The organism is Streptomyces sp. NPDC002742, assembly GCF_042888885.1.
Lineage (GTDB): Bacteria > Actinomycetota > Actinomycetes > Streptomycetales > Streptomycetaceae > Streptomyces.
The window spans coordinates 74,095-92,111 of sequence record NZ_JBIAQF010000001.1 but is presented as its reverse complement, the minus strand read 5'-3'; the positions used below and the strand labels follow the sequence as shown (position 1 = coordinate 92,111).

Below are 18,017 nucleotides of genomic sequence, written 5' to 3'. Positions count from 1 at the left end.
CGAGCGGGCCCGAAACGTACCCCTTCGGACCCCGCGCCGTGGGCACTCGCTACTTCACCGGCAGCGGGACCTGCCAGTCGACCAAGGCACCACCGGCGCCGGAAGCGGAGACCTCCAGACGCCCGCCGAGCTGCTCGGCCCGCTCGGCCAGGTTGCGCAGTCCGCTGCGGCGGCCGTCCGCCGGAATGCCCACCCCGTCGTCGGAGACCTTCAGACGTACCTCACGGCCGTCGGTCGTCAGCACCACGTCGGCCCGGCCGGCGTGGGCGTGCCGGGCGATGTTGGTCAGAGCCTCGACGAGTACGGCGACGACATGGCCGGCGATCTCGCGCGGAACGTCGGTGTCGAGCAGACCCTCCATGCGCACGCTGGGCGCGAAGCCCAGTCCCGACCTGGCCTCGTCGGCCACCTTGGCGACCTCGGCCCGCAGTCCGCCGCCGGTCGCGTCGTTCTCACGGGCCCGAAGGCCGAAGATGGCCGACCTGATGATCTTGATGGTCTCGTCCAGGTCGTCCACAGCCCGCAGCACCCGCTCGGAGGCTTCGGGGTGGGTGATGAACCGGCCCGCGCTCTGCAGCGTCATCCCGGTCGCGAACAGTCGTTGGATGGCCAGGTCGTGCAGGTCACGGGCGATCCTGTCGCGGTCCTGCAGCACGGCGATCTGCTCGGCGTCCTGCCGTCGCTCGGCCAGTTCCATCGCGATCGCAGCCTGGACGGCGAATCCCTGCAGCATCGCGGTCTCCCTGCAGGAGAAGACCGGCCGGCCGGACCTACGGGCCAGCAGTACCACTCCTCGTACATCACCGACGCCCGTACCGATGGGGACGGCCACTGCTGGACCCAGCCCCTGGAAGCGTGGTGGTTCGGGGGAAATCCGCTCGTCCTGGGTGACGTCGTCGCTGTTGACCGGGGCGGCGGTGGAGAACGCCAGTCCCACCAGGGTTTCCTTCAGAGGCAGCACCAGTCCCCGGTGCGCTTCCGCGTCCACTCCGACGGCAATTTCCACGCTGAGTGACCTGCTGCCCTCCACGGGCATGGCGACCGCCGCCAGAGCCGAGCAGGAGATGTCCCGAGCGTGTTCGGCAATCAGGTTCAGCGCTTCGGCACGTTCGCTGCCGGACATCAGGCTGTGACTGATGTCCGCATTGGCCTTCAGCCAGCGCTCGCGGAGTCGGGAGTCCTCGTACAGGCGGGCGTTGTCGATCGCCACGCCGGCTGCGACGGCCAGCGTGGACAGCAACGACTCGTCCTCCTCGTCGAACTGCGCCCCGCCGCGCTTCTCGGTCAGATACAGGTTGCCGAAGACCTCGTCGCGCACGCGGATCGGAACGCCCAGGAAGCTGTCCATCGGCGGATGACCGGCCGGAAAGCCATATGAGGCCGCGTGCCGCGAGAGCTTCTCCAGACGCAGGGGTTCCGGGTGGCGGATCAGCTCGCCGAGGATGCCGTGCCCCTCCGGGAGAGAGCCTATGCCGGAGATCTGCTGATCGCTGACGCCGATGGTGTGGAACGCCGACAGGCTCGTGCCGTCGGATCCGATGACACCGAGCGCCGCGTACTTGGCGTCGACCAGCGTCGCGGCCGCCTCGACGATGGAGCGCAGAGCCTGTTCGAGGTCCAGTTCCCGGCCGACGGAGAGGACCGCTTCGAGCAGGCTCTGCACCCGGTCACGCGTGCTCCGGGCCGCGTCGAGCCTGGTCTGCAGCTCCTCCAGCAACTCGTCGAGTTTCAGCTGCGGCAGCAGTCCGCGGAGCTCGTCCGGGGTTCCCACGCCGTCCCTCCCGGCCTCTCTCTGTGTGTCCCGGTCGGCGTACGGGCCCGATCGCGGACGTAATCACGGTAGCCCTCCCCGATCTGGGCCGGTATCCGGATCCAGGCGCCAGGGCCGGAAGTCCCGGGAAAGGGCTGGACGGCCCCTGCCGGCGCCGGACGCCGGGCACGATCGTGAAAGTGGTACCCCGCACGACATCGCAGCAAGAAAGAAGGAGGTGGAGACAACGGCTCTCCCCCTCGTCGTGGGCGTCGACGGATCGGACGGCAGCCTCCTGGCCATCGACTGGGCTGTGGACGAGGCCACCCGCAACGGGCTCCCGCTGCGGCTGGTCCACGCCTCGCTGTGGGAACGGTACGAGGGAGCGTTGCCGACGATGAGCCGGGAGCGCACCTCCGAGAAGGTGCTGGCCGAGCACATCGTCGGCTCGGCGGCGGAACGCGTCCGCCGGCACAACCCCGATCTCAAGGTCTCCACGGCGGCGGTGGCCGCCGAGGCCGTGTCCGCGCTCCTGGACGAAGGAACGAATGCCGCCGCCCTGGTCACCGGTTCGAGAGGCCGCGGTGAGCTGAAGGGGACGCTGCTCGGCTCGGTGGGACTGGCGGTCGCGGCCCGCGCGTCCTGCCCGGTCATCGTCGTCAGGGGTGACAAGGCCGCTCTGGCCGGCTCGCACGGGCGCGTCCTGCTCGGCGCCGGGGACCCCGAGTCGAGCCGTGAGGCCGTCCGGTTCGCGTTCCGGGAAGCCGAGGCACGCGGGTGTGAGCCGGACGTCGTCCGCGCCTGGCGCCGCCCCGCGCGGGAGACGGCCGACGACCGGGCGTCGGCCGCGGATCCGGCGCACCAGCATGAGCAGCGGGCTTCCGCCCTGCTCGACACCCTGGTCGCCGACACGGCGGCGGAGCACCCCACGGTACGGCTGCGCAGGACTCCGATCGAGGGATCGGCCCGCAAGGTGCTCGTCGGCCGCTCGGCCGCCGCCGACCTGGCCGTCGTCTCGCACTGCACCGTCCACAACAGCCTGCGTCAGCCTCCCGAGATCGACATCCAGCTGGAGCCCTGACCGAGCCCTTACGTCTCGTAGCCACCAGTCACCGTCCACGGCGACTGGTGGCTACGAGACGTAAGGGGCGTGGCCACGCCCGGCGCGGAGGCGTTTCCGTGGACGTGGGCATCGGTGTCGTCAACGGTCTGACCACCGGCGCCGATCCGGGGCCGGTCGGCCTCGCAGAGGGACCAATGGCTCCTGGGTCAAAGGCCCCGGGAAGCGAGAAGCTCATGCTCGGAGCCGCACCGGTCTCCGATCGTGCCAACTCCCTTCACGCACCGTCGCTCACGCGGCGGTGACCTCTCGACGACGGAGGCCTGCTCACATGACCCGCCAGGACGATCCCCGCGCGACCGCCGAGCCCGCCGCCCCGCCGACCGACATCGCCATCGCGGTGGACCGGCTGGTGACGAACGGGCTCAAGGCGCTCGCGGAGTACGAGGCGCTCGATCAGGAGCAGGTCGATCTCATCGTCAAGAAGGCGTCGGTGGCGGCCCTGGACCAGCACACGGCGCTCGCGCGGATCGCGGTGGACGAAACCGGGCGCGGCGTGTTCGAGGACAAGGCAGCGAAGAACATGTTCGCCTGCGAGTACGTCACCCACAGCATGGGCCCGATGAAGACGGTAGGTGTCATCGCCCGCGACGACATCGACGACATGATCGAGGTGGCGGAGCCCGTCGGTGTGGTGTGCGCGATCACGCCCGTCACCAATCCGACGTCCACCACCATCTTCAAGGCGCTGATAGCGCTGAAGACCCGTAACCCGGTCGTGTTCGCCTTCCATCCGTCCGCCCAGCGCTCCAGCGCCCGAGCGGCCCGCATCGTCCGCGACGCGGCGGTCGCCGTGGGCGCGCCGGAGCACTGCGTCCAGTGGATCGAGGCCCCGTCCGTCGAGGCGACCGGCGCCCTGATGCGGCATCCCGGTGTCTCACTGATCCTTGCAACGGGCGGCAACGCGATGGTCAGGGCCGCGTATTCGGCCGGCAAGCCCGCCCTGGGGGTGGGCGCCGGGAACGTCCCCGCCTACGTCCACCGGAGCGCCAAACTGCGCCGCGCCGTCAATGACCTGGTGCTGTCCAAGTCGTTCGACAACGGGATGATCTGCGCCTCCGAACAAGCCGTCATCCTGGACGGGGAGATCTACGACGCCGTCCTGGCGGAATTCCGCACCCTGCACGCCCACTTGGCCAGTGCCGAGGAGAAGGCGATGCTGGAGGCGTTCCTGTTCCCCGTCGGCGCCGCCGGCTCGGGCTGCGAGCCCAAGGTCAACTCCGCTGCCGTGGGCCGGAGTCCGGCCTGGATCGCCGAACAGGCCGGATTCTCCGTCCCCGCGGACACGTCACTGATCCTGGTCGAGGCCGACCGGGTCGGCCCCGACGAACCGCTCACCCGCGAGAAGCTCTGTCCCGTCCTCGCCGTCCTGCGCGCCGACTCCGAACAGCAGGGCTTCGACCTCGCCGCCGACATGGTGGCCTTCCACGGACAGGGCCACAGCGCCGTCATCCACGCCGAGGACCCCGCGCTGGCGGAGGCGTACGGAAAGCACATGAAGACGGTTCGGATCATCGTCAACGCCCCCTCGTCCCAAGGCGCGATCGGCGGCATCTACAACAGCCTGCTGCCCTCGCTGACGCTGGGCTGTGGTTCGTGGGGCAGCACGTCCGTGTCCAACAACGTCAGCGCCGCTCAACTGCTCAACGTCAAGCGGGTCTCGACCCGCCACAACAACCTCCAGTGGTTCAAGGTCCCGCCGAAGATCTACTTCGAGCCGGGGGCCATCCGCTACCTCGCCTCCATGCCGGACGTCCACCGCGTCACCGTCGTCACCGACGCGACCATGACCCGCCTCGGCCTCGTCGACCGGGTCGAACGCGTGCTGCGGCGGCGCGCGGAGCCGGTCACCATCCAGGTCATCGACAACGTCGAGCCCGAGCCCAGCATCGACTCGGTCCGGCGCGACGCCCGCCTCATGGGCGACTTCCGCCCCGACACCATCATCGCCCTCGGCGGCGGCTCCCCCATGGACGCCGCCAAGGTGATGTGGCTGCTGTACGAGCAGCAAGCAGAGGGCAAGGACGTCGACTTCGCCGACATGCGGCACAAGTTCTCCGACATCCGCAAGCGCGCCTTCCGCTTCCCCGTCCTCGGCAGGCTCGCCCACTTGGTGTGCATCCCCACCACCTCCGGCACCGGCGCCGAAGTGACCCCGTTCGCCGTCATCTCCGACCCCGCCACCGGCAAGAAGTACCCGCTGGCCGACTACGCGCTCACTCCCAGCGTGGCCATCATCGACCCGCTCCTCACCACCGCGCTGCCCCGGGCGCTGGCCGCCGACAGCGGCTTCGACGCCCTCACCCACGCCATCGAGGCCTATGTGTCCGTCTACGCCAACGACTTCACCGACGGCCTCGCCCTGCACGCGATCCGGATGATCTTCGACAACATCGAGGCCGCGGTGAACGACCGCGGGGCCCGGCCGGAAGCCCGGGAGAAGATGCACAACGCCGGGACCATCGCCGGCATGGCCTTCGGCAACGCCTTCCTCGGCATCGTCCACGCCATGTCGCACACGCTCGGCGCCACCTTCCACATCGCGCACGGCCGGACCAACGCCGTTCTGCTGCCGCACGTCATCCGCTACAACGGGACCATTCCCACGAAGCTCACCGGCTGGCCGAAGTACGAGAGCTACCGCGCCCCCGAACGCTTCCAGGACATCGCCCGCACCCTCGGTCTGTCCGCCGCCACCCCGGCCGAGGGAGTCGAAGCGCTCGCCGCGGCGGTGGAGCGACTGCGGGACGCGGTGGGCATCGAGCCGACCTTCCAGTCCCTCGGCGTCGACGAGCACGCCTTCCTCGACGCCCTTCCCCAACAGGCCCTCAACGCCTACGAGGACCAGTGCGCGCCCGCCAACCCCCGGATGCCGATGCTCGACGACATGGCGGAACTGATGCGTGCGGCCTATTACGGCCATGGCGTGGAGACCGGCGGCACCGTTCCGGCGAACTGAGACGGCCTGACCGAGCCCGCCCCCTTCCCTGCCCTTCACCTCGCCTTCCCAGGAGGATCCATGCTGTCCGCGGAGTCCGCCGCCCTCGTCCGGGCCACCCTGCCCGCCGTGGCAGGAGCGCTCGACGAGATCACCACCCGCTTCTACGCCACGATGTTCCACGACCGGCCGGAACTCCTCGACGGGATGTTCAACCGGGGCAACCAGGCCAGCGGCGCCCAGCGCCGGGCCCTGGCCGGCTCGATCGCCGGATTCGCCGTCGCGCTGCTGGAGAATCCCGACGCGCGCCCGGACGCCCTGCTGTCCCGGATCGCCCACAAGCACGCCGCTGTCGGCGTGACCGACGACCAGTACACGATCGTGCACAAGTATCTGTTCGGTGCGATAGCGGAGGTCCTCGGCGACGCGGTCACACCGGAGGTGGCGGCCGCCTGGGACGAGGTCTACTGGCTGATGGCCGGAGCCCTGATCGGCCGGGAGGCCCTCCTCTACCAGGACGCGGACGTACGGCCCGGCAGGAGCCTGCGGCCCTGGACGGTCGTCGAACGCCGCGCCGAGACCGCCGACGTCGTGTCCTTCCTGCTCCGCCCGGCCGATGGCGGACGCATGCCGCGGGCCCACGCGGGCCAGTACGTGAGCGTTCGGGTGCGCATGGCCGACGGCGTGCACCAACTGCGCCAGTACAGCCTGTCCTCGGACCCGGGCGGAGAACTGAGGCGGATCACCGTGAAGCGCGTCACGGGTGACGCCGCCGGACCGGACGGTGAGGTCTCCACCCTGCTGCACGACAGCGTCCACGAGGGGGACGAACTGCTGCTGTCCGCACCGTTCGGCGATGTCTTCCTCGACGATCCGGTGGATACCACCACCCCCGTCGTGCTCGTCTCGGCCGGTATCGGCTGCTCCCCCATGACCGGCATCCTGGCCCACCTGGCCGCCCTCCGCTCGATCCGCCGGGTACTGGTCCTGCACGCCGACCGCTCGCCCGCCGACCACCCCCTGCGGGCCGAGACACACGACCTCGTCGGGCAACTCCCGGGCGCCCGGGCCGTCTTCTGGTACGAGCACCCCGGACCGGAGGAACCCGACGCCCGCACCGGCCTGATGGACCTGAGCGGCATCGAACTCCCGCACGAGGCAACGGTGTTGCTGTGCGGTCCACTGCCCTTCATGCAAGGCGTACGCGGACAACTGCTCGGCGCCGGGGTACCCGCGCGACGTATCCGCTACGAGGTCTTCGGACCCGATCTGTGGCTGCCCGACACCGCGGCCTGAACCCCAGCACATCTTCTGACGCCTGATGAAAGGACCCCCCATGACCACCCACAGTGCCCCGGAGACCCCCCTGGTCCGGCTGCGCTCCGACGGCGCCGTGGACCAGGAGACCCTCGCCTACGCCCGTACGAAGATCGACGTGGTCGTGAGCAGGCCGGGCCTGCCCGTAGTCACCGGCGAGGTGCACATCGTGCGAGCGGCCGCCCACCACTCGGGCCGGCCGTGGTCGGCCACGGCCGACCTGCGTATCGGCGGCCGTCACGTCGTGGCGGCGGCCGAGGAGGCTACCGGAACGGAGGTCGTCGACCGGCTCCAGGACCGGCTGCGCCGCCAGACCGACAAGGCCTCCCAGATCCGGGACAACGGGCACCGGACGACGGCCCCGCCGTGGCGCGACGCAACCGAGCGGCCGTCTGCCGCCGCGGAGCCCGGCAGCGCGGCGGAGGACTCCCCCACCACCGCGTGATCCCTCGGTCACGACAGGTCCGGTCGGTCACAGTCCGCCGACCGGGCCTGTCCGCCGCCTGTGGACGACTCGCCGGTACCGGCCCCGCGGGCCGTCCGGACCGGCGAGGTGACCAACGGCCCGCTGACACAGGACCTGGCGGCAGGAAACCGTGGGAGTCGCGGTACCGATCGACCAGCGAGAACGAGGAGTTGTGAGATGGCAAAGGCATATCTGGTGGGCAGCGGGATCGCGGCCCTGGCCGCGGCGACGTTCCTGATCCGCGATGGCGGCTTCAAAGGTTCCGACATTCACCTCTTCGAGGAACAACGGGACCTCGGCGGCAGCCTGGACGCGGGCGGCACGCCGGACGCCGGCTACACCATGCGCGGCGGGCGCATGTTCGAGGCCGAGTTCCGCTGCACCTACGACCTGCTGTCCGGCATCCCCAGCCTCGACGACCCCGCCGTCTCGGTGACCGAGGAGATCCTGGCCGGACATGAGGACTTCGCCTGGGACGACATCGCCCGGCTCGTCGACGGGGACGGCAGGATCGTCGACACGACCTCGATGGGGTTCTCCGAACACGACCGGCTGGAGCTGGTCCGTTGCCTGGCCACCCCCGAGGCGCACCTGGACGGCAAGCGGATCACCGACTGCTTCGGCGAGCACTTCTTCACCACTTCCTTCTGGTTCATGTGGTGCACCACGTTCGCCTTCCAGCCCTGGCACAGCGCGATCGAGTTCCGCCGCTATCTGAGGCGCTTCGTCCATCTGTTCTCCGAGTTCGCCTCCATGTCGGGCATCCACCGGACCCGCTACAACCAGTACGACTCCATCGTCCGACCCCTGACCGCCTGGCTCCACGAGCGCGGCGTCACCGTGCACACCGGCTGCCACGTCACCGACCTCGGATTCACCCCTGGCGTCAGGAGCGGCACGGTCGAGACCATCCACCTGAACCGAGGCGGCTACGACGAGAAGGTCACCGTCTCGGCCGAGGACCTGGTCCTGGTCACCAACGGGTCCATGACCGACGCCTCCAGCCTCGGCTCGCACACCTCCGTGCCTCCGCCGGCTCCGCATCGCTCGGACGCCTGGCTGCTGTGGCACCGGCTGGCCCGTGGCCGCGACGACTTCGGTGACCCCGACGTCTTCGACAAGAAGGTCAAGGAGTCCCGCTGGGAGTCGTTCACGGTCACCGCCAAAGACCCCGTCTTCCTGAAGGCGCTCGAGGAGTTCAGCGGGCGTCCGGCCGGAAAGGGCGGACTGATGACCTTCACCGAGTCCAACTGGCTGCTCACCATCGTCGCCAACCGCCAGCCCGTCTACCGTGACCAGCCGGAGGACGTCGGGGTCTGGTGGGGCTACGGCCTCTTCCCCGGCCGGGCGGGCAACCAGACACCCAAACCGATGACCATGTGCACGGGCCGCGAGATCCTCGAAGAGGTCCTGCACCACCTCCCGTTCGACGAGCCGACGGCGGCCCGGATCCGGGAGACCTCCACCGTCGTCCCCTGTGTGATGCCGTACATCACCAGTCAGTTCCTGGCCCGTAGCCGCGACGACCGGCCCCGAGTCGTCCCGAAGGGGTCGGTCAACCTCGCCTTCATCGGGCAGTTCGCCGAAGTGCCCGACGACGTCGTCTTCACCGTCGAGTACTCCGTACGCACCGCCTGGACGGCGGTGGCGCAGCTCCTGAAGCTGGACAGGCATCCGCCGCGGGTCTACAAGGGCCATCACGACCCCCAGATACTGGCGGCCGCCCTGGAGACCATGCACCGGCGGTAGGCAAAGGGAGCTACGCGGGCTGTCGGGCCCACGATGGGTCCATCGGCAGTTGTCGGCAGCGCAGCGGAGTCGGTCATCCATGGGGTACGACGACCACAGGGCAGTGCGCCCGGTGCAGCAGGGTGCGGGCGACCGGACCCGAGCGCGGTCCGAGCACGCTCGTACGGCGGTGCGCGCCGATGACGACCACGGCGGTCTCCCGGGTCGCTGCCAGCAGTTCGGCGGCGGGAGCGGCACGGACCGTGCGGGTCTCCACCGTGACGTCGGGGTACCGGTCCTGCAGCTCGGTGAGGGCGTGACGGGGTACCGCCTCCTCCGCCAGGGCCTTCCTGACGAGCCGTTCCTGGCCCGGACTGCGCGTCGGCACGAGGGAGGGAGGTTCGGGGGTGATGTGGCGACGGCTCCAGGAATGCAGGACACGGAGCCTCGCACCGCGCCGCTCGGCCTCCTGGAAGGCGTAGGCCGCCGCCTGTGTGTCCATGTCGTCCGCGAGTCCGAGCAGCACGTCCCGCCCGTCGTCGCACGGATGGTCCCCGCGGACGACCAGGAGCGGTCCTCGCGCGAGCACGGCCAGCCTCAGACTCACGGAACCGAGGGCCGGGCCGGTCAACGCTCCCAAGCCGCGTGTTCCCACGACGGTAAGTGCCGCGGTCGCGCTCTCGCGCGCCAACGAACGCACCACCCCTTCCTCCGTCGCGGCGGTCTCCACGACCAGTTCGGGGTACCGCGCACGGGTGCGTGACACCGCATGGTTCAGGACCGGTGCGGCCTCGTCGCGATCGGGAACCGCGTACAACACACGCAAGCCGGTGCCGTGCCGGACGGCCTCGGCAGCGGCCCAGTCCAGGGCCCTTACGGAAATCAGAGACCCGTCCACTCCGACGACTACGTAGTGCGAGGTCATGGCTGCACCCGTCCCTTCCTTGAATGATTCGACGGAAGCGACGCTCGACGAGCGCACCGGCCTCCGCGAACGATGCTCCTCGCGGGCCGGCGCCTCGGGCAGCAGCCGGGAGAACCCTGAAAGACGCCGAACGGCCCTTGTCTCAAGGGCCGTTCGGCGTGGAACAGGAGAGGGCGGCAAGGTCCGGAAAAACGCGGTGACGGGGGTTCAGCAAGGGTTCCGCATGTCGTACGGCGAAGACGTCGCAGGCCTCCTCCATGCGCTCCAGGGGAAGGTGCGGGTGACCGGCTGCGCTGTGGACAGCGGTCGGCAGTGGCCACGCACACCACGGTGGGCCTGTCCTTCGAGTGCCGAGATCGCCCGATACCTCCATCTTGAACCTGGGCGCCGCGGCTCGCTCCCCGCAGGGCCGGAATCCTGGGCAAGGCTCCGCCGATCTCGCGGTCTCTTGGGCTGAACGGCCCCTTCCGACCGTTGAGTTGGTCCCAAGCGGCCCTGCGGTGACACCTGCTCGGCCCATGCCGTGGCACGGCCTCGGCTGTCACCGTCGGAGGTGTCACGACGAGGAGGAGGCGGGCCGATGCCCAGTGTCAAGTACGCGAAGAAGCGGTTGTGGCGATGGCGCAGCAACCCACTGCGACGACGCGATGACGTCGTCGAGGCCTGGACGGTGCTGGCCACGTGGACGGCTTTCACAGTGGGCGGTACCGTCGCCGCGCTGGTGACCGCTCATGTCGCGTACGAAGTGTTTGCGGAGCAGCGAGCCGAGCGGCAGTCCGTCCGAGCCACGCTCCTGAACGGGGTTCCCCTCAGCACTCCGACGATCGGTGGCGCCTCCGATCGCAAGACGGCAGCCGTCCGCTGGACGGCGTCCGACGGCTCTACCCGCACCGGCCGGACCCAGGTGAACACCGGGCTCAAGGCCGGATCAAGGGTCACGGTCTGGCAGGACCGCCGTGGCCGTCTCACCGCCGCGCCGCTGAACTCCACCGATGCGGCGATCGAGTCGGGCTTCCTGGGTGCCGCGGCCGCGGCCGGCCTTGCCGGGCTCGTGTTCGGGGCCGGAGCGGTCACCCGGTGGCAGCTCGATCGCCGCCGCCTCGACGCGTGGGAAAGGGAATGGGGTCGGGTGGGGCCACGGTGGAGCCATGAGACCAGCTGAACGCACGACGGATCCGGGCTCCAGGCCGCTGAGCGGCCTGGAGCCCTTCGCGTGTACTTGGCGGGTCGGCCCGGATGCGTGGCCCTGTCCGGCACGCAGCTCGCGGGCTGTACGTGACCGTGCCGGGCCGGTCGGTACTTCCGCAGCCGCCCGGATCAGCGGTTCCGGGTCCAGTCGGCGGCCTCGGGCAGGTCGGTGCCGTGCTCGCGGATCCAGGCATGGTGCCGGCTCCGCGCGTCGGCCATCTGCTGTGCAGGTGGTCCGACAGCGAGAAGCGGCCGGGAACCGCCGTGTGAACGGGACGAGATACGTGCCCGACCGCGGTGCGAGCCTGTGAGCAGGCGCCCGCCTCTCTCACTCCTGCTCGGGTACGACCGCGACGGCGGAGGCGGCGTGATGCAGCACCGCGTGGGCGACGCGCCCCAGTTGGAGTCCGAGGTGCCCCGGGTTGCGCCGCGCACCGACCACCAGCAGATCGGCTTTGCCCGAGGCGTCCAGCAGGACCCTGCGGGCGGGTCCCTCGACCGTGCGCCGGTTCAGGTCCAGATCCGCGGGTACGTTCTCCAGCGCCTTGTCCAGGACGTCGCCGGCATGCAGCTCGTGGAGGCGCGCGGGTTCCCCGGCAAGCAGGGGGTGGTCGGTGGTCTCGTGCGCCGGGCATCGCCAAGCACGTACGGCGTCCAGGGTCGCGTGGCGAAGCTTCGCCTCCTGGACGGCGAAGCGCAGGGCGGCGGAGTCCGTCGTCCTCTCCCCGATGCCCACGACGACACGACCGTGCGTCCGGATGCGGTCCTGGTCGTCGTGGCTGCCGCGGAGCACGATCACCGGGCAGTCCGCACGGGCGGCGACCGTCAGGCTGACCGAACCGAGGAGCATCTCGACGAAGCCGCTGCGACCGCGGGTGCCGAGCACCAGGGCGGCGGCCTCGCGTCCCTCGCGGACCAGCGCGTACTCGGGCTCCTCCGCCAGCACGTCGGCGGAGATCTTCAACTCGGCCCGGCGTGAACCGGCGCGCTGTGCGGCGGTCCGCAGGATGCCCTCGGCCGTGACCTGCTCGGACGGCTTGCCGAGGTCCTGTGGGAGAGCGGCGCCCTCGTAGCGCTCCCAGAGGGAGGCGTACACAAGCCGCAGTGGTGCCCCGCGCAGGGCGGCCTCGTCGGCCGCCCAGTCGACGGCTCGCAGGCTGGGTTCGGATCCGTCGACGCCGACGACGATCGGGAGAGCCATTGGTCTCACCGTCCCGCGCCGAGGACGGACACGATCCGGGCCTTGCCCTTGCCGCTCGGCACCTCGCCGACCGAGTCGCCGGCGGATGCGAGGGGGCGGCCCTCGTGGATGACCGGGGGTTCACCGAACGCTGTTGCGGCCGCTGCCTTCATCGGTCTCTTCTCCTCGGGTTCGGTCAGCTGTGCGGGACGACGGCGACAGGGGCGGTGGAGTGATGCAGGGCGGAGTGCGTGACGTGTCCGACGTGGGTGCCGAACGGGCTGCGCCGGATGCGCCGGCCCACGACGACGAGCGAGGCCTCGCGCGAGGCGTCCACGACGAGTGCGGCCGCGCTGCCGTAACGGGAATCCTCGACGACCTCCACGTCCGGGAACTTCTCCCGCCATGGACCCAGCACCTCGGCCACGGCCTCGGCCGCGCTCAGGGCCAGTGCCTCGTTCAGCGCCGGATTCACGGGCGTGCCGTACGCGTAGTACGGCGGCGGGTACCAGCCGTGGACGACCCGCAAGGACGCCGCACGGCGTTCGGCGGCGTCGAAGGCGAACTGGAGCAGGGTCTCGTCCGGATGCGCGACGTCGAGGCCGAGGACCACGGGCCGGAACGGCGTCGCGGTGGACGGAGCACCCGCCGGGTCCAGTTCGTGCTCGTCTGCGGCTGTCTCCAGTGCGCGGATCACTACGACCGGGCTGTCCGCGTGAGCGACGGTGGACAGACCGACCGATCCGACCATGAACCCGCCGATCCCGCCGAGGCCGCGCGAGCCCAGGACGAGCAGTTCGGCGCTCTTCGCCGCCTCGGCCAGAGCGTCACCCGGCCGGCCGGAGAGCTGCTCCGTGCGCACCTCGACGCCGGGGTGACGCAGCCGGACCGCCTCCGCGGCTTCCCGGGGAATCCTCTCGGTCCAGTGCTGCCGGGTCTCGGCCCCCAGGAGCGGGGACTCGGCCATGGGCTCCGGCACCGGCTCCCACACGTGCACGATCTTCAGCGGCAGGCCGCGCAGCTCCGCCTCACGGGCCGCCCATTCTGTGGCGGCCCGGCTCTCCTGCGAGCCGTCGAGACCTACGGTGATGGTGCGGAGCATGATCTCTGCCTCCTGGGGCGAGGGGTCGGATTCCGGAGTCGTTTTCGAGGGGTTCGTCGTGCAGGGGCCGCTGGTTCCGAATCCGGACCGCCCGGCTCCCCGCACGGCGGTGCGCGGCGGGCCGGGTGATCGGCCCACGTCGCCGTCGGTACTCAGCGCAGCCAGCTGTGGTCGCGGACGAAGGGCAGCCTGGCCCAGAGCCTGCCCCCGCCCAGGGTGTCGCCGGCGGCGACAGCGGCCAGGACGATCAGGGCGACGGCGTAGATCACGTGGTAGTCGACGAACGGGTTCGTCGACATGCTCGGCGTGCCGTCCGGGAGATGCTTGACCGGCGGCCACTCCGCGATCCACATCAGCGCCATCATCGCGGTGCCGGCGACGGCGGCGATGCGCAGCGCGACACCGCCGACCAGGGCGAGGCCGATCCCGAGCAGACCGAGCATGAACAGCCGGTCGGCCCACGGGTCACCGGCCCAGGAGTGGAAGGCCGACTCCATCGGCCCGGCGGCTACGGAGCCGAGGAACCCCTTCGTCGGCGAGCCGCCGTCGGTCCAGCCTTTGCCGGAGGGGGTGGCGTAGCCGAACCCGAAGGCCTTGTCGAGGAAGGCCCACAGGAAGACGAACCCCGTGAGCAGGCGCAGGGACGCGAAGGCGTAGGCCCGCGCGGTGTGCGTGGCGGTGCCCGCCGACACGGCCGACTCGGATGCGGGGGCGGTCCGGTTCCGGCGGAACGACGGCAGGTGGAAGCCGGAGCTCCGGTGAGGGTGCTCGTGCACGGCCATGGTCAGGATTCCCTTCAGGGGCGCTCGGGTCGGTGTCTGACACCCCTCACTCTGGCCGTGTCCGCCGGTCGGCGGCGGATGCCGAAGGTCCGCGGTCACGGGGCCGAACGGCCCTCTTGTCAAAGGCCGTTGGGCGTCGTGATGCATGTGGTGGATGAAGTCGAGGGTGTTGCCGCGCCTGCCGGCCGGCCGGCCGCGAGGTCGGGGCGGATCAGGGTGCCCGACCGGCCGTGCACGATCTCGTACGCCGCGTCCGGGGCTCCTGTGGCGGCGAGACCTCCGGTCCGTTCCACGAATCGCGCGGCGCCCTCGGCCTTGCACCGCCGCGGCCCCTGTCCGTCGGCAGGTATCCATGTCCGAAGCCGACGGCAGCGGCCAAGGGCCCTACCCGGCACTCGGCTCTCAGCAGGCAGAAAGACCGCGGGCCCTGAACTGTTCGCGGACCCGTTCGGTCAGGGCGGGTTCGGGAACCGGGTTGTCCCGCAGGGGGAAGGGGATGCCGAGGGCCTCGTACTTGGCGGCGCCCAGTCTGTGGAAGGGCAGGACGTCCACGCGGTCGACGTTGGCGAGTCCGGAGAGGAAGCGGGCGAGTCCGTCGATGGGCTCAGGGGCGTCGGTCCGGCCGGGGACGAGGACGTAGCGGATCCACACCGGGATGCCGAGACGGTCGAGGCGGGTGGCGAAGTTGAGTGTGGGGGCGAGCTCGCCGCCCGTCAGTTCGCGATAGGCGGCGACGTCGAAGGACTTGATGTCGAGCAGCACCAGGTCGGTGTCGGTGAGGAGTCGGTCGGTGGCGCGGGCGCCGAGGAAGCCGGAGGTGTCCAGGGCGGTGTGCAGTCCGGCCTCCTTGCAGCGGCGCAGCAGGGCGGCGGTGAAGACGGGCTGGAGGAGGGGCTCGCCACCGGTGATGGTCACGCCTCCCCCGGCGGTGGTGATGAACGGCCGGTATTTCTCGATCTCCGCCATCACCTCGTCGACGGTGGCCTCCTTCCCGTCGCGCATGTGCCAGGTGTCGGGGTTGGCGCAGTAGAGGCAGCGCAGTGGGCAGCCGTTGACGAAGAGGACGAACCGGGTCCCGGGACCGTCCACGCCGGTGGACAGGTCCCAGGAGTGGATCCGGCCCGTCGTCATGGTCTTCACAGCGTTCCGTGGAAGGTGCGGCTGATCACGTCGAGCTGCTGTTCGCGCGTGAGGCGGACGAAGTTGACGGCGTATCCGGAGACCCGGATGGTCAACTCCGGGTACTTGTCCGGGTGTTCCATCGCGTCCTCCAGGGTGGCCCGGTCCAGGACGTTGACGTTCATGTGGAAGCCGCCGGAGGCCGTGTACGCGTCGAGGATGCCGACCAGATGGCCGACGCGCTCGCCGGGCACGTGTCCCAGGCCCTCCGGGGTGATCGTCGTCGTCAGCGAGATGCCGTCGCGGGCGTGCTCGTAGGGCAGTTTGGCGACGGAGAGCGCGGAGGCGGCCACCCCGTGCCGGTCGCGGCCGTTCATCGGGTTGGCGCCGGGGGCGAAGGGCCGGCCGGCGCGGCGGCCGTCGGGTGTGTTGCCGGTGTGCTTGCCGTAGACGACGTTCGAGGTGATCGTCAGGACCGACTGGGTGTGTTCGGCGCCCCGGTAGGTGGGGTGCTCGCGCACCTTCGTCATGAAGGTGTCCACCAGGCCGACGGCGATGGTGTCCGCCCGGTCGTCGTTGTTCCCGTACGCCGGGTAGTCGCCCTCGATCGCGTAGTCCACGGCCAGCCCGGTCTCGTCGCGGATCACCTTGACCCGGGCGTACTTGACGGCGGACAGGCTGTCGGTGGCGACCGACAGGCCGGCGATGCCGCAGGCCATGAAGCGGTGCACGGGATGGTCGTGGAGCGCCATCTCGACGCGCTCGTAGGCGTACTTGTCGTGCATGTAGTGGATGACGTTGAGTGCGTTGACGTAGGTCTCCGCGAGCCAGTCCAGCATGCCGTCGTACGCCTTCGACAGCTCCTCGTACTCCAGGTACTCACCGGTCAGGGGCGGAGTCTCGGGGGCGATCCGCTCGCCGCTGATCTCGTCCCGGCCGCCGTTGATCGCGTAGAGCAGCGCCTTGGCGAGGTTGACCCGGGCGCCGAAGAACTGCATCTGCCTGCCGACGGCCATCGCGGAGACACAGCAGGCGATCGCGGTGTCGTCGCCGGTGCGGGGCCGCATCAGTTCGTCGGACTCGTACTGGACGGCGCTGGTGTCGATGGAGACCTTGGCGCAGAACTCCTTGAAGCCGGACGGGAGTCGGGGCGACCAGAGCACGGTGAGGTTGGGTTCGGGGGCCGGACCCAGGTTGTAGAGGGTCTGCAGGAAGCGGAACGAGGTGCGGGTGACGAGCGTGCGGCCGTCCTCGCCGATGCCGCCGATGGATTCCGTGACCCAGGTCGGGTCACCGGAGAACAGGGCGTCGTACTCGGGGGTGCGCAGGAACCGTACGATGCGCAGCTTGATCACGAAGTCGTCGATCAGTTCCTGGGCGTGGGTCTCGTCGAGGACGCCCGCGGCCAGGTCGCGCTGGAGGTACACGTCGAGGAAGGTCGAGGTGCGGCCCAGCGACATCGCCGCGCCGTTCTGTTCCTTCACGGCGGCGAGATAGCCCAAGTAGAGCCACTGCACGGCCTCGTGGGCGGTGCCGGCGGGGCGGGAGACGTCGCAGCCGTAGGTCGCGGCCATCCTGGTCAGCTCGTCCAACGCCCTGATCTGCTCGGCGAGTTCCTCGCGGTCGCGGATGATGTGCTCGGTCGACGGCGCGGCGTCGAGTCCGGCGCGTTCCGCGCGCTTGGCGGCGATGAGCCGGTCCGTGCCGTACAACGCCACGCGCCGGTAGTCGCCGATGATCCGGCCGCGGCCGTACGCGTCGGGCAGGCCGGTGATGATGCCGGCCTTGCGGGCGGCGCGCATGGCGGGGGTGTACGCGTCGAAGACGCCGTCGTTGTGGGTCTTGCGGTAGGTCCCGAAGACGCGGGTGACGAACTCGTCGGGCTCGTAGCCGTACGCCTTCAGTCCGCTCTCGACCATCCGCAGACCGCCGTTGGGCATGATGGCGCGCTTCAGCGGCGCGTCCGTCTGCAGGCCGACGATCAACTCCCGGTCGCGGTCGATGTATCCGGGCGCGTGCGAGGTGATCGTCGACGGGGTGGCGGTGTCGACGTCGAGGATTCCCCGCCGCCGCTCCTCCGGGAAGAGCGCGCTGACCGTACCCCAGACGGCTCGGGTGCGCTCCGTCGGGCCGGTCAGGAAGGTCGCGTCTCCTTCGTAGGGTGTGTAGTTGGCCTGGATGAAGTCACGGACGTCGACGTGCTCGCGCCACACCGTCCCGGCAAAGCCCTGCCATGCCTCGGCCGTCCGGCCTCCGGCCGTCACCGTTGTGGTCATCGCCGGTCTCCCCTCACGCTGCTCGGAATGTCCTGCACCTTCGATACTTGTCGTCGGGGAGGACCGTCACGAGGGCCGGACAGTACCGGGCGGGACGCCGAACGCCCTCGTTCGAGGGCCGTTCGG

14 protein-coding genes and 1 pseudogene are annotated in these 18,017 nt (G+C 70.3%); 6 read left to right on the top strand and 9 right to left on the bottom strand.

Features of this window, described 5'->3' with window-relative positions; genetic code table 11:
- Window positions 1-49 precede the first annotated feature (49 nt).
- Window positions 50-1,771 carry a GAF domain-containing protein gene (locus ACFYW8_RS00415; RefSeq protein WP_389064980.1) on the bottom strand — a complete coding sequence of 574 codons (1,722 nt, stop codon included), beginning with the start codon at window positions 1,769-1,771 and terminating at the stop codon, window positions 50-52.
- A 217-nt stretch (window positions 1,772-1,988) separates the two neighbouring features.
- On the opposite strand from ACFYW8_RS00415, the gene ACFYW8_RS00410 reads away from it, so the two are divergent.
- The 5 genes from ACFYW8_RS00410 to ACFYW8_RS00390 all read left to right on the top strand — a co-directional run bounded on the left by ACFYW8_RS00410 (window position 1,989) and on the right by ACFYW8_RS00390 (window position 9,340).
- Window positions 1,989-2,831: a universal stress protein gene (locus tag ACFYW8_RS00410; RefSeq protein WP_389064976.1), complete on the top strand. Its 843-nt coding sequence runs from the start codon at window positions 1,989-1,991 to the stop codon at window positions 2,829-2,831.
- Window positions 2,832-3,141: 310 nt separating this feature from the next.
- The gene (gene adhE, locus ACFYW8_RS00405) at window positions 3,142-5,829 is read left to right on the top strand and encodes a bifunctional acetaldehyde-CoA/alcohol dehydrogenase (RefSeq protein WP_389064972.1); all 2,688 of its coding nucleotides are present in this window, start codon (window positions 3,142-3,144) and stop codon (window positions 5,827-5,829) included.
- A gap of 60 nt (window positions 5,830-5,889) precedes the next feature.
- Entirely contained in the window at window positions 5,890-7,104 is a 1,215-nt protein-coding gene (locus ACFYW8_RS00400) for a globin domain-containing protein (protein ID WP_389064968.1), read from the top strand.
- Between the two features lie 40 nt (window positions 7,105-7,144).
- Window positions 7,145-7,570: a hypothetical protein gene (locus ACFYW8_RS00395; protein WP_389064964.1), complete on the top strand. Its 426-nt coding sequence runs from the start codon at window positions 7,145-7,147 to the stop codon at window positions 7,568-7,570.
- A gap of 135 nt (window positions 7,571-7,705) precedes the next feature.
- Entirely contained in the window at window positions 7,706-9,340 is a 1,635-nt protein-coding gene (locus tag ACFYW8_RS00390; protein ID WP_389066538.1) for an oleate hydratase, read from the top strand.
- A gap of 73 nt (window positions 9,341-9,413) precedes the next feature.
- Here the strand turns inward: ACFYW8_RS00390 and ACFYW8_RS00385 are convergent, their stop codons facing one another.
- Window positions 9,414-10,244 carry a universal stress protein gene (locus ACFYW8_RS00385; protein ID WP_389064959.1) on the bottom strand — a complete coding sequence of 277 codons (831 nt, stop codon included), beginning with the start codon at window positions 10,242-10,244 and terminating at the stop codon, window positions 9,414-9,416.
- 580 nt (window positions 10,245-10,824) lie between these two features.
- On the opposite strand from ACFYW8_RS00385, the gene ACFYW8_RS00380 reads away from it, so the two are divergent.
- Complete coding sequence (locus tag ACFYW8_RS00380) at window positions 10,825-11,406, top strand: hypothetical protein (protein WP_389064955.1); 582 nt, start codon at window positions 10,825-10,827, stop codon at window positions 11,404-11,406.
- Window positions 11,407-11,760: 354 nt separating this feature from the next.
- Here the strand turns inward: ACFYW8_RS00380 and ACFYW8_RS00375 are convergent, their stop codons facing one another.
- The 7 genes and pseudogenes from ACFYW8_RS00375 to pflB all read right to left on the bottom strand — a co-directional run bounded on the left by ACFYW8_RS00375 (window position 11,761) and on the right by pflB (window position 17,891).
- Window positions 11,761-12,633, bottom strand: a complete 873-nt coding sequence (locus tag ACFYW8_RS00375; protein ID WP_389064950.1) for a universal stress protein — start codon at window positions 12,631-12,633, stop codon at window positions 11,761-11,763.
- Between the two features lie 5 nt (window positions 12,634-12,638).
- Window positions 12,639-12,785: a hypothetical protein gene (locus tag ACFYW8_RS00370; RefSeq protein WP_389064946.1), complete on the bottom strand. Its 147-nt coding sequence runs from the start codon at window positions 12,783-12,785 to the stop codon at window positions 12,639-12,641.
- A gap of 23 nt (window positions 12,786-12,808) precedes the next feature.
- Window positions 12,809-13,714, bottom strand: coding sequence for a universal stress protein (locus tag ACFYW8_RS00365; RefSeq protein WP_389064942.1), 906 nt, complete (start codon window positions 13,712-13,714; stop codon window positions 12,809-12,811).
- Between the two features lie 152 nt (window positions 13,715-13,866).
- Window positions 13,867-14,496 (bottom strand): hypothetical protein, encoded by a 630-nt coding sequence (locus tag ACFYW8_RS00360; RefSeq protein WP_389064938.1) that lies wholly within the window; start codon window positions 14,494-14,496, stop codon window positions 13,867-13,869.
- Between the two features lie 188 nt (window positions 14,497-14,684).
- Window positions 14,685-14,813: pseudogene (locus ACFYW8_RS00355) on the bottom strand (carbamate kinase); the annotation flags it as partial.
- An 85-nt stretch (window positions 14,814-14,898) separates the two neighbouring features.
- Complete coding sequence (pflA, locus tag ACFYW8_RS00350; RefSeq protein ID WP_389066533.1) at window positions 14,899-15,627, bottom strand: pyruvate formate-lyase-activating protein; 729 nt, start codon at window positions 15,625-15,627, stop codon at window positions 14,899-14,901.
- Between the two features lie 5 nt (window positions 15,628-15,632).
- Window positions 15,633-17,891, bottom strand: coding sequence for a formate C-acetyltransferase (gene pflB / locus ACFYW8_RS00345; protein WP_389064934.1), 2,259 nt, complete (start codon window positions 17,889-17,891; stop codon window positions 15,633-15,635).
- Window positions 17,892-18,017: the final 126 nt, after the last annotated feature.

What these genes read in the sequence shown, in the direction of transcription:
- ACFYW8_RS00365 (WP_389064942.1), bottom strand. Translation starts at nt 13,714, where the DNA reads ATGCTCCGCACCATCACCGTAGGTCTCGACGGCTCGCAGGAGAGCCGG.
- ACFYW8_RS00385 (WP_389064959.1), bottom strand. Translation starts at nt 10,244, where the DNA reads ATGACCTCGCACTACGTAGTCGTCGGAGTGGACGGGTCTCTGATTTCC.
- pflB (WP_389064934.1), bottom strand. Translation starts at nt 17,891, where the DNA reads ATGACCACAACGGTGACGGCCGGAGGCCGGACGGCCGAGGCATGGCAG.
- ACFYW8_RS00400 (WP_389064968.1), top strand. Translation starts at nt 5,890, where the DNA reads ATGCTGTCCGCGGAGTCCGCCGCCCTCGTCCGGGCCACCCTGCCCGCC.
- ACFYW8_RS00370 (WP_389064946.1), bottom strand. Translation starts at nt 12,785, where the DNA reads ATGAAGGCAGCGGCCGCAACAGCGTTCGGTGAACCCCCGGTCATCCAC.
- pflA (WP_389066533.1), bottom strand. Translation starts at nt 15,627, where the DNA reads ATGACGACGGGCCGGATCCACTCCTGGGACCTGTCCACCGGCGTGGAC.
- ACFYW8_RS00360 (WP_389064938.1), bottom strand. Translation starts at nt 14,496, where the DNA reads ATGGCCGTGCACGAGCACCCTCACCGGAGCTCCGGCTTCCACCTGCCG.
- adhE (WP_389064972.1), top strand. Translation starts at nt 3,142, where the DNA reads ATGACCCGCCAGGACGATCCCCGCGCGACCGCCGAGCCCGCCGCCCCG.
- ACFYW8_RS00395 (WP_389064964.1), top strand. Translation starts at nt 7,145, where the DNA reads ATGACCACCCACAGTGCCCCGGAGACCCCCCTGGTCCGGCTGCGCTCC.
- ACFYW8_RS00380 (WP_389064955.1), top strand. Translation starts at nt 10,825, where the DNA reads ATGCCCAGTGTCAAGTACGCGAAGAAGCGGTTGTGGCGATGGCGCAGC.
- ACFYW8_RS00375 (WP_389064950.1), bottom strand. Translation starts at nt 12,633, where the DNA reads ATGGCTCTCCCGATCGTCGTCGGCGTCGACGGATCCGAACCCAGCCTG.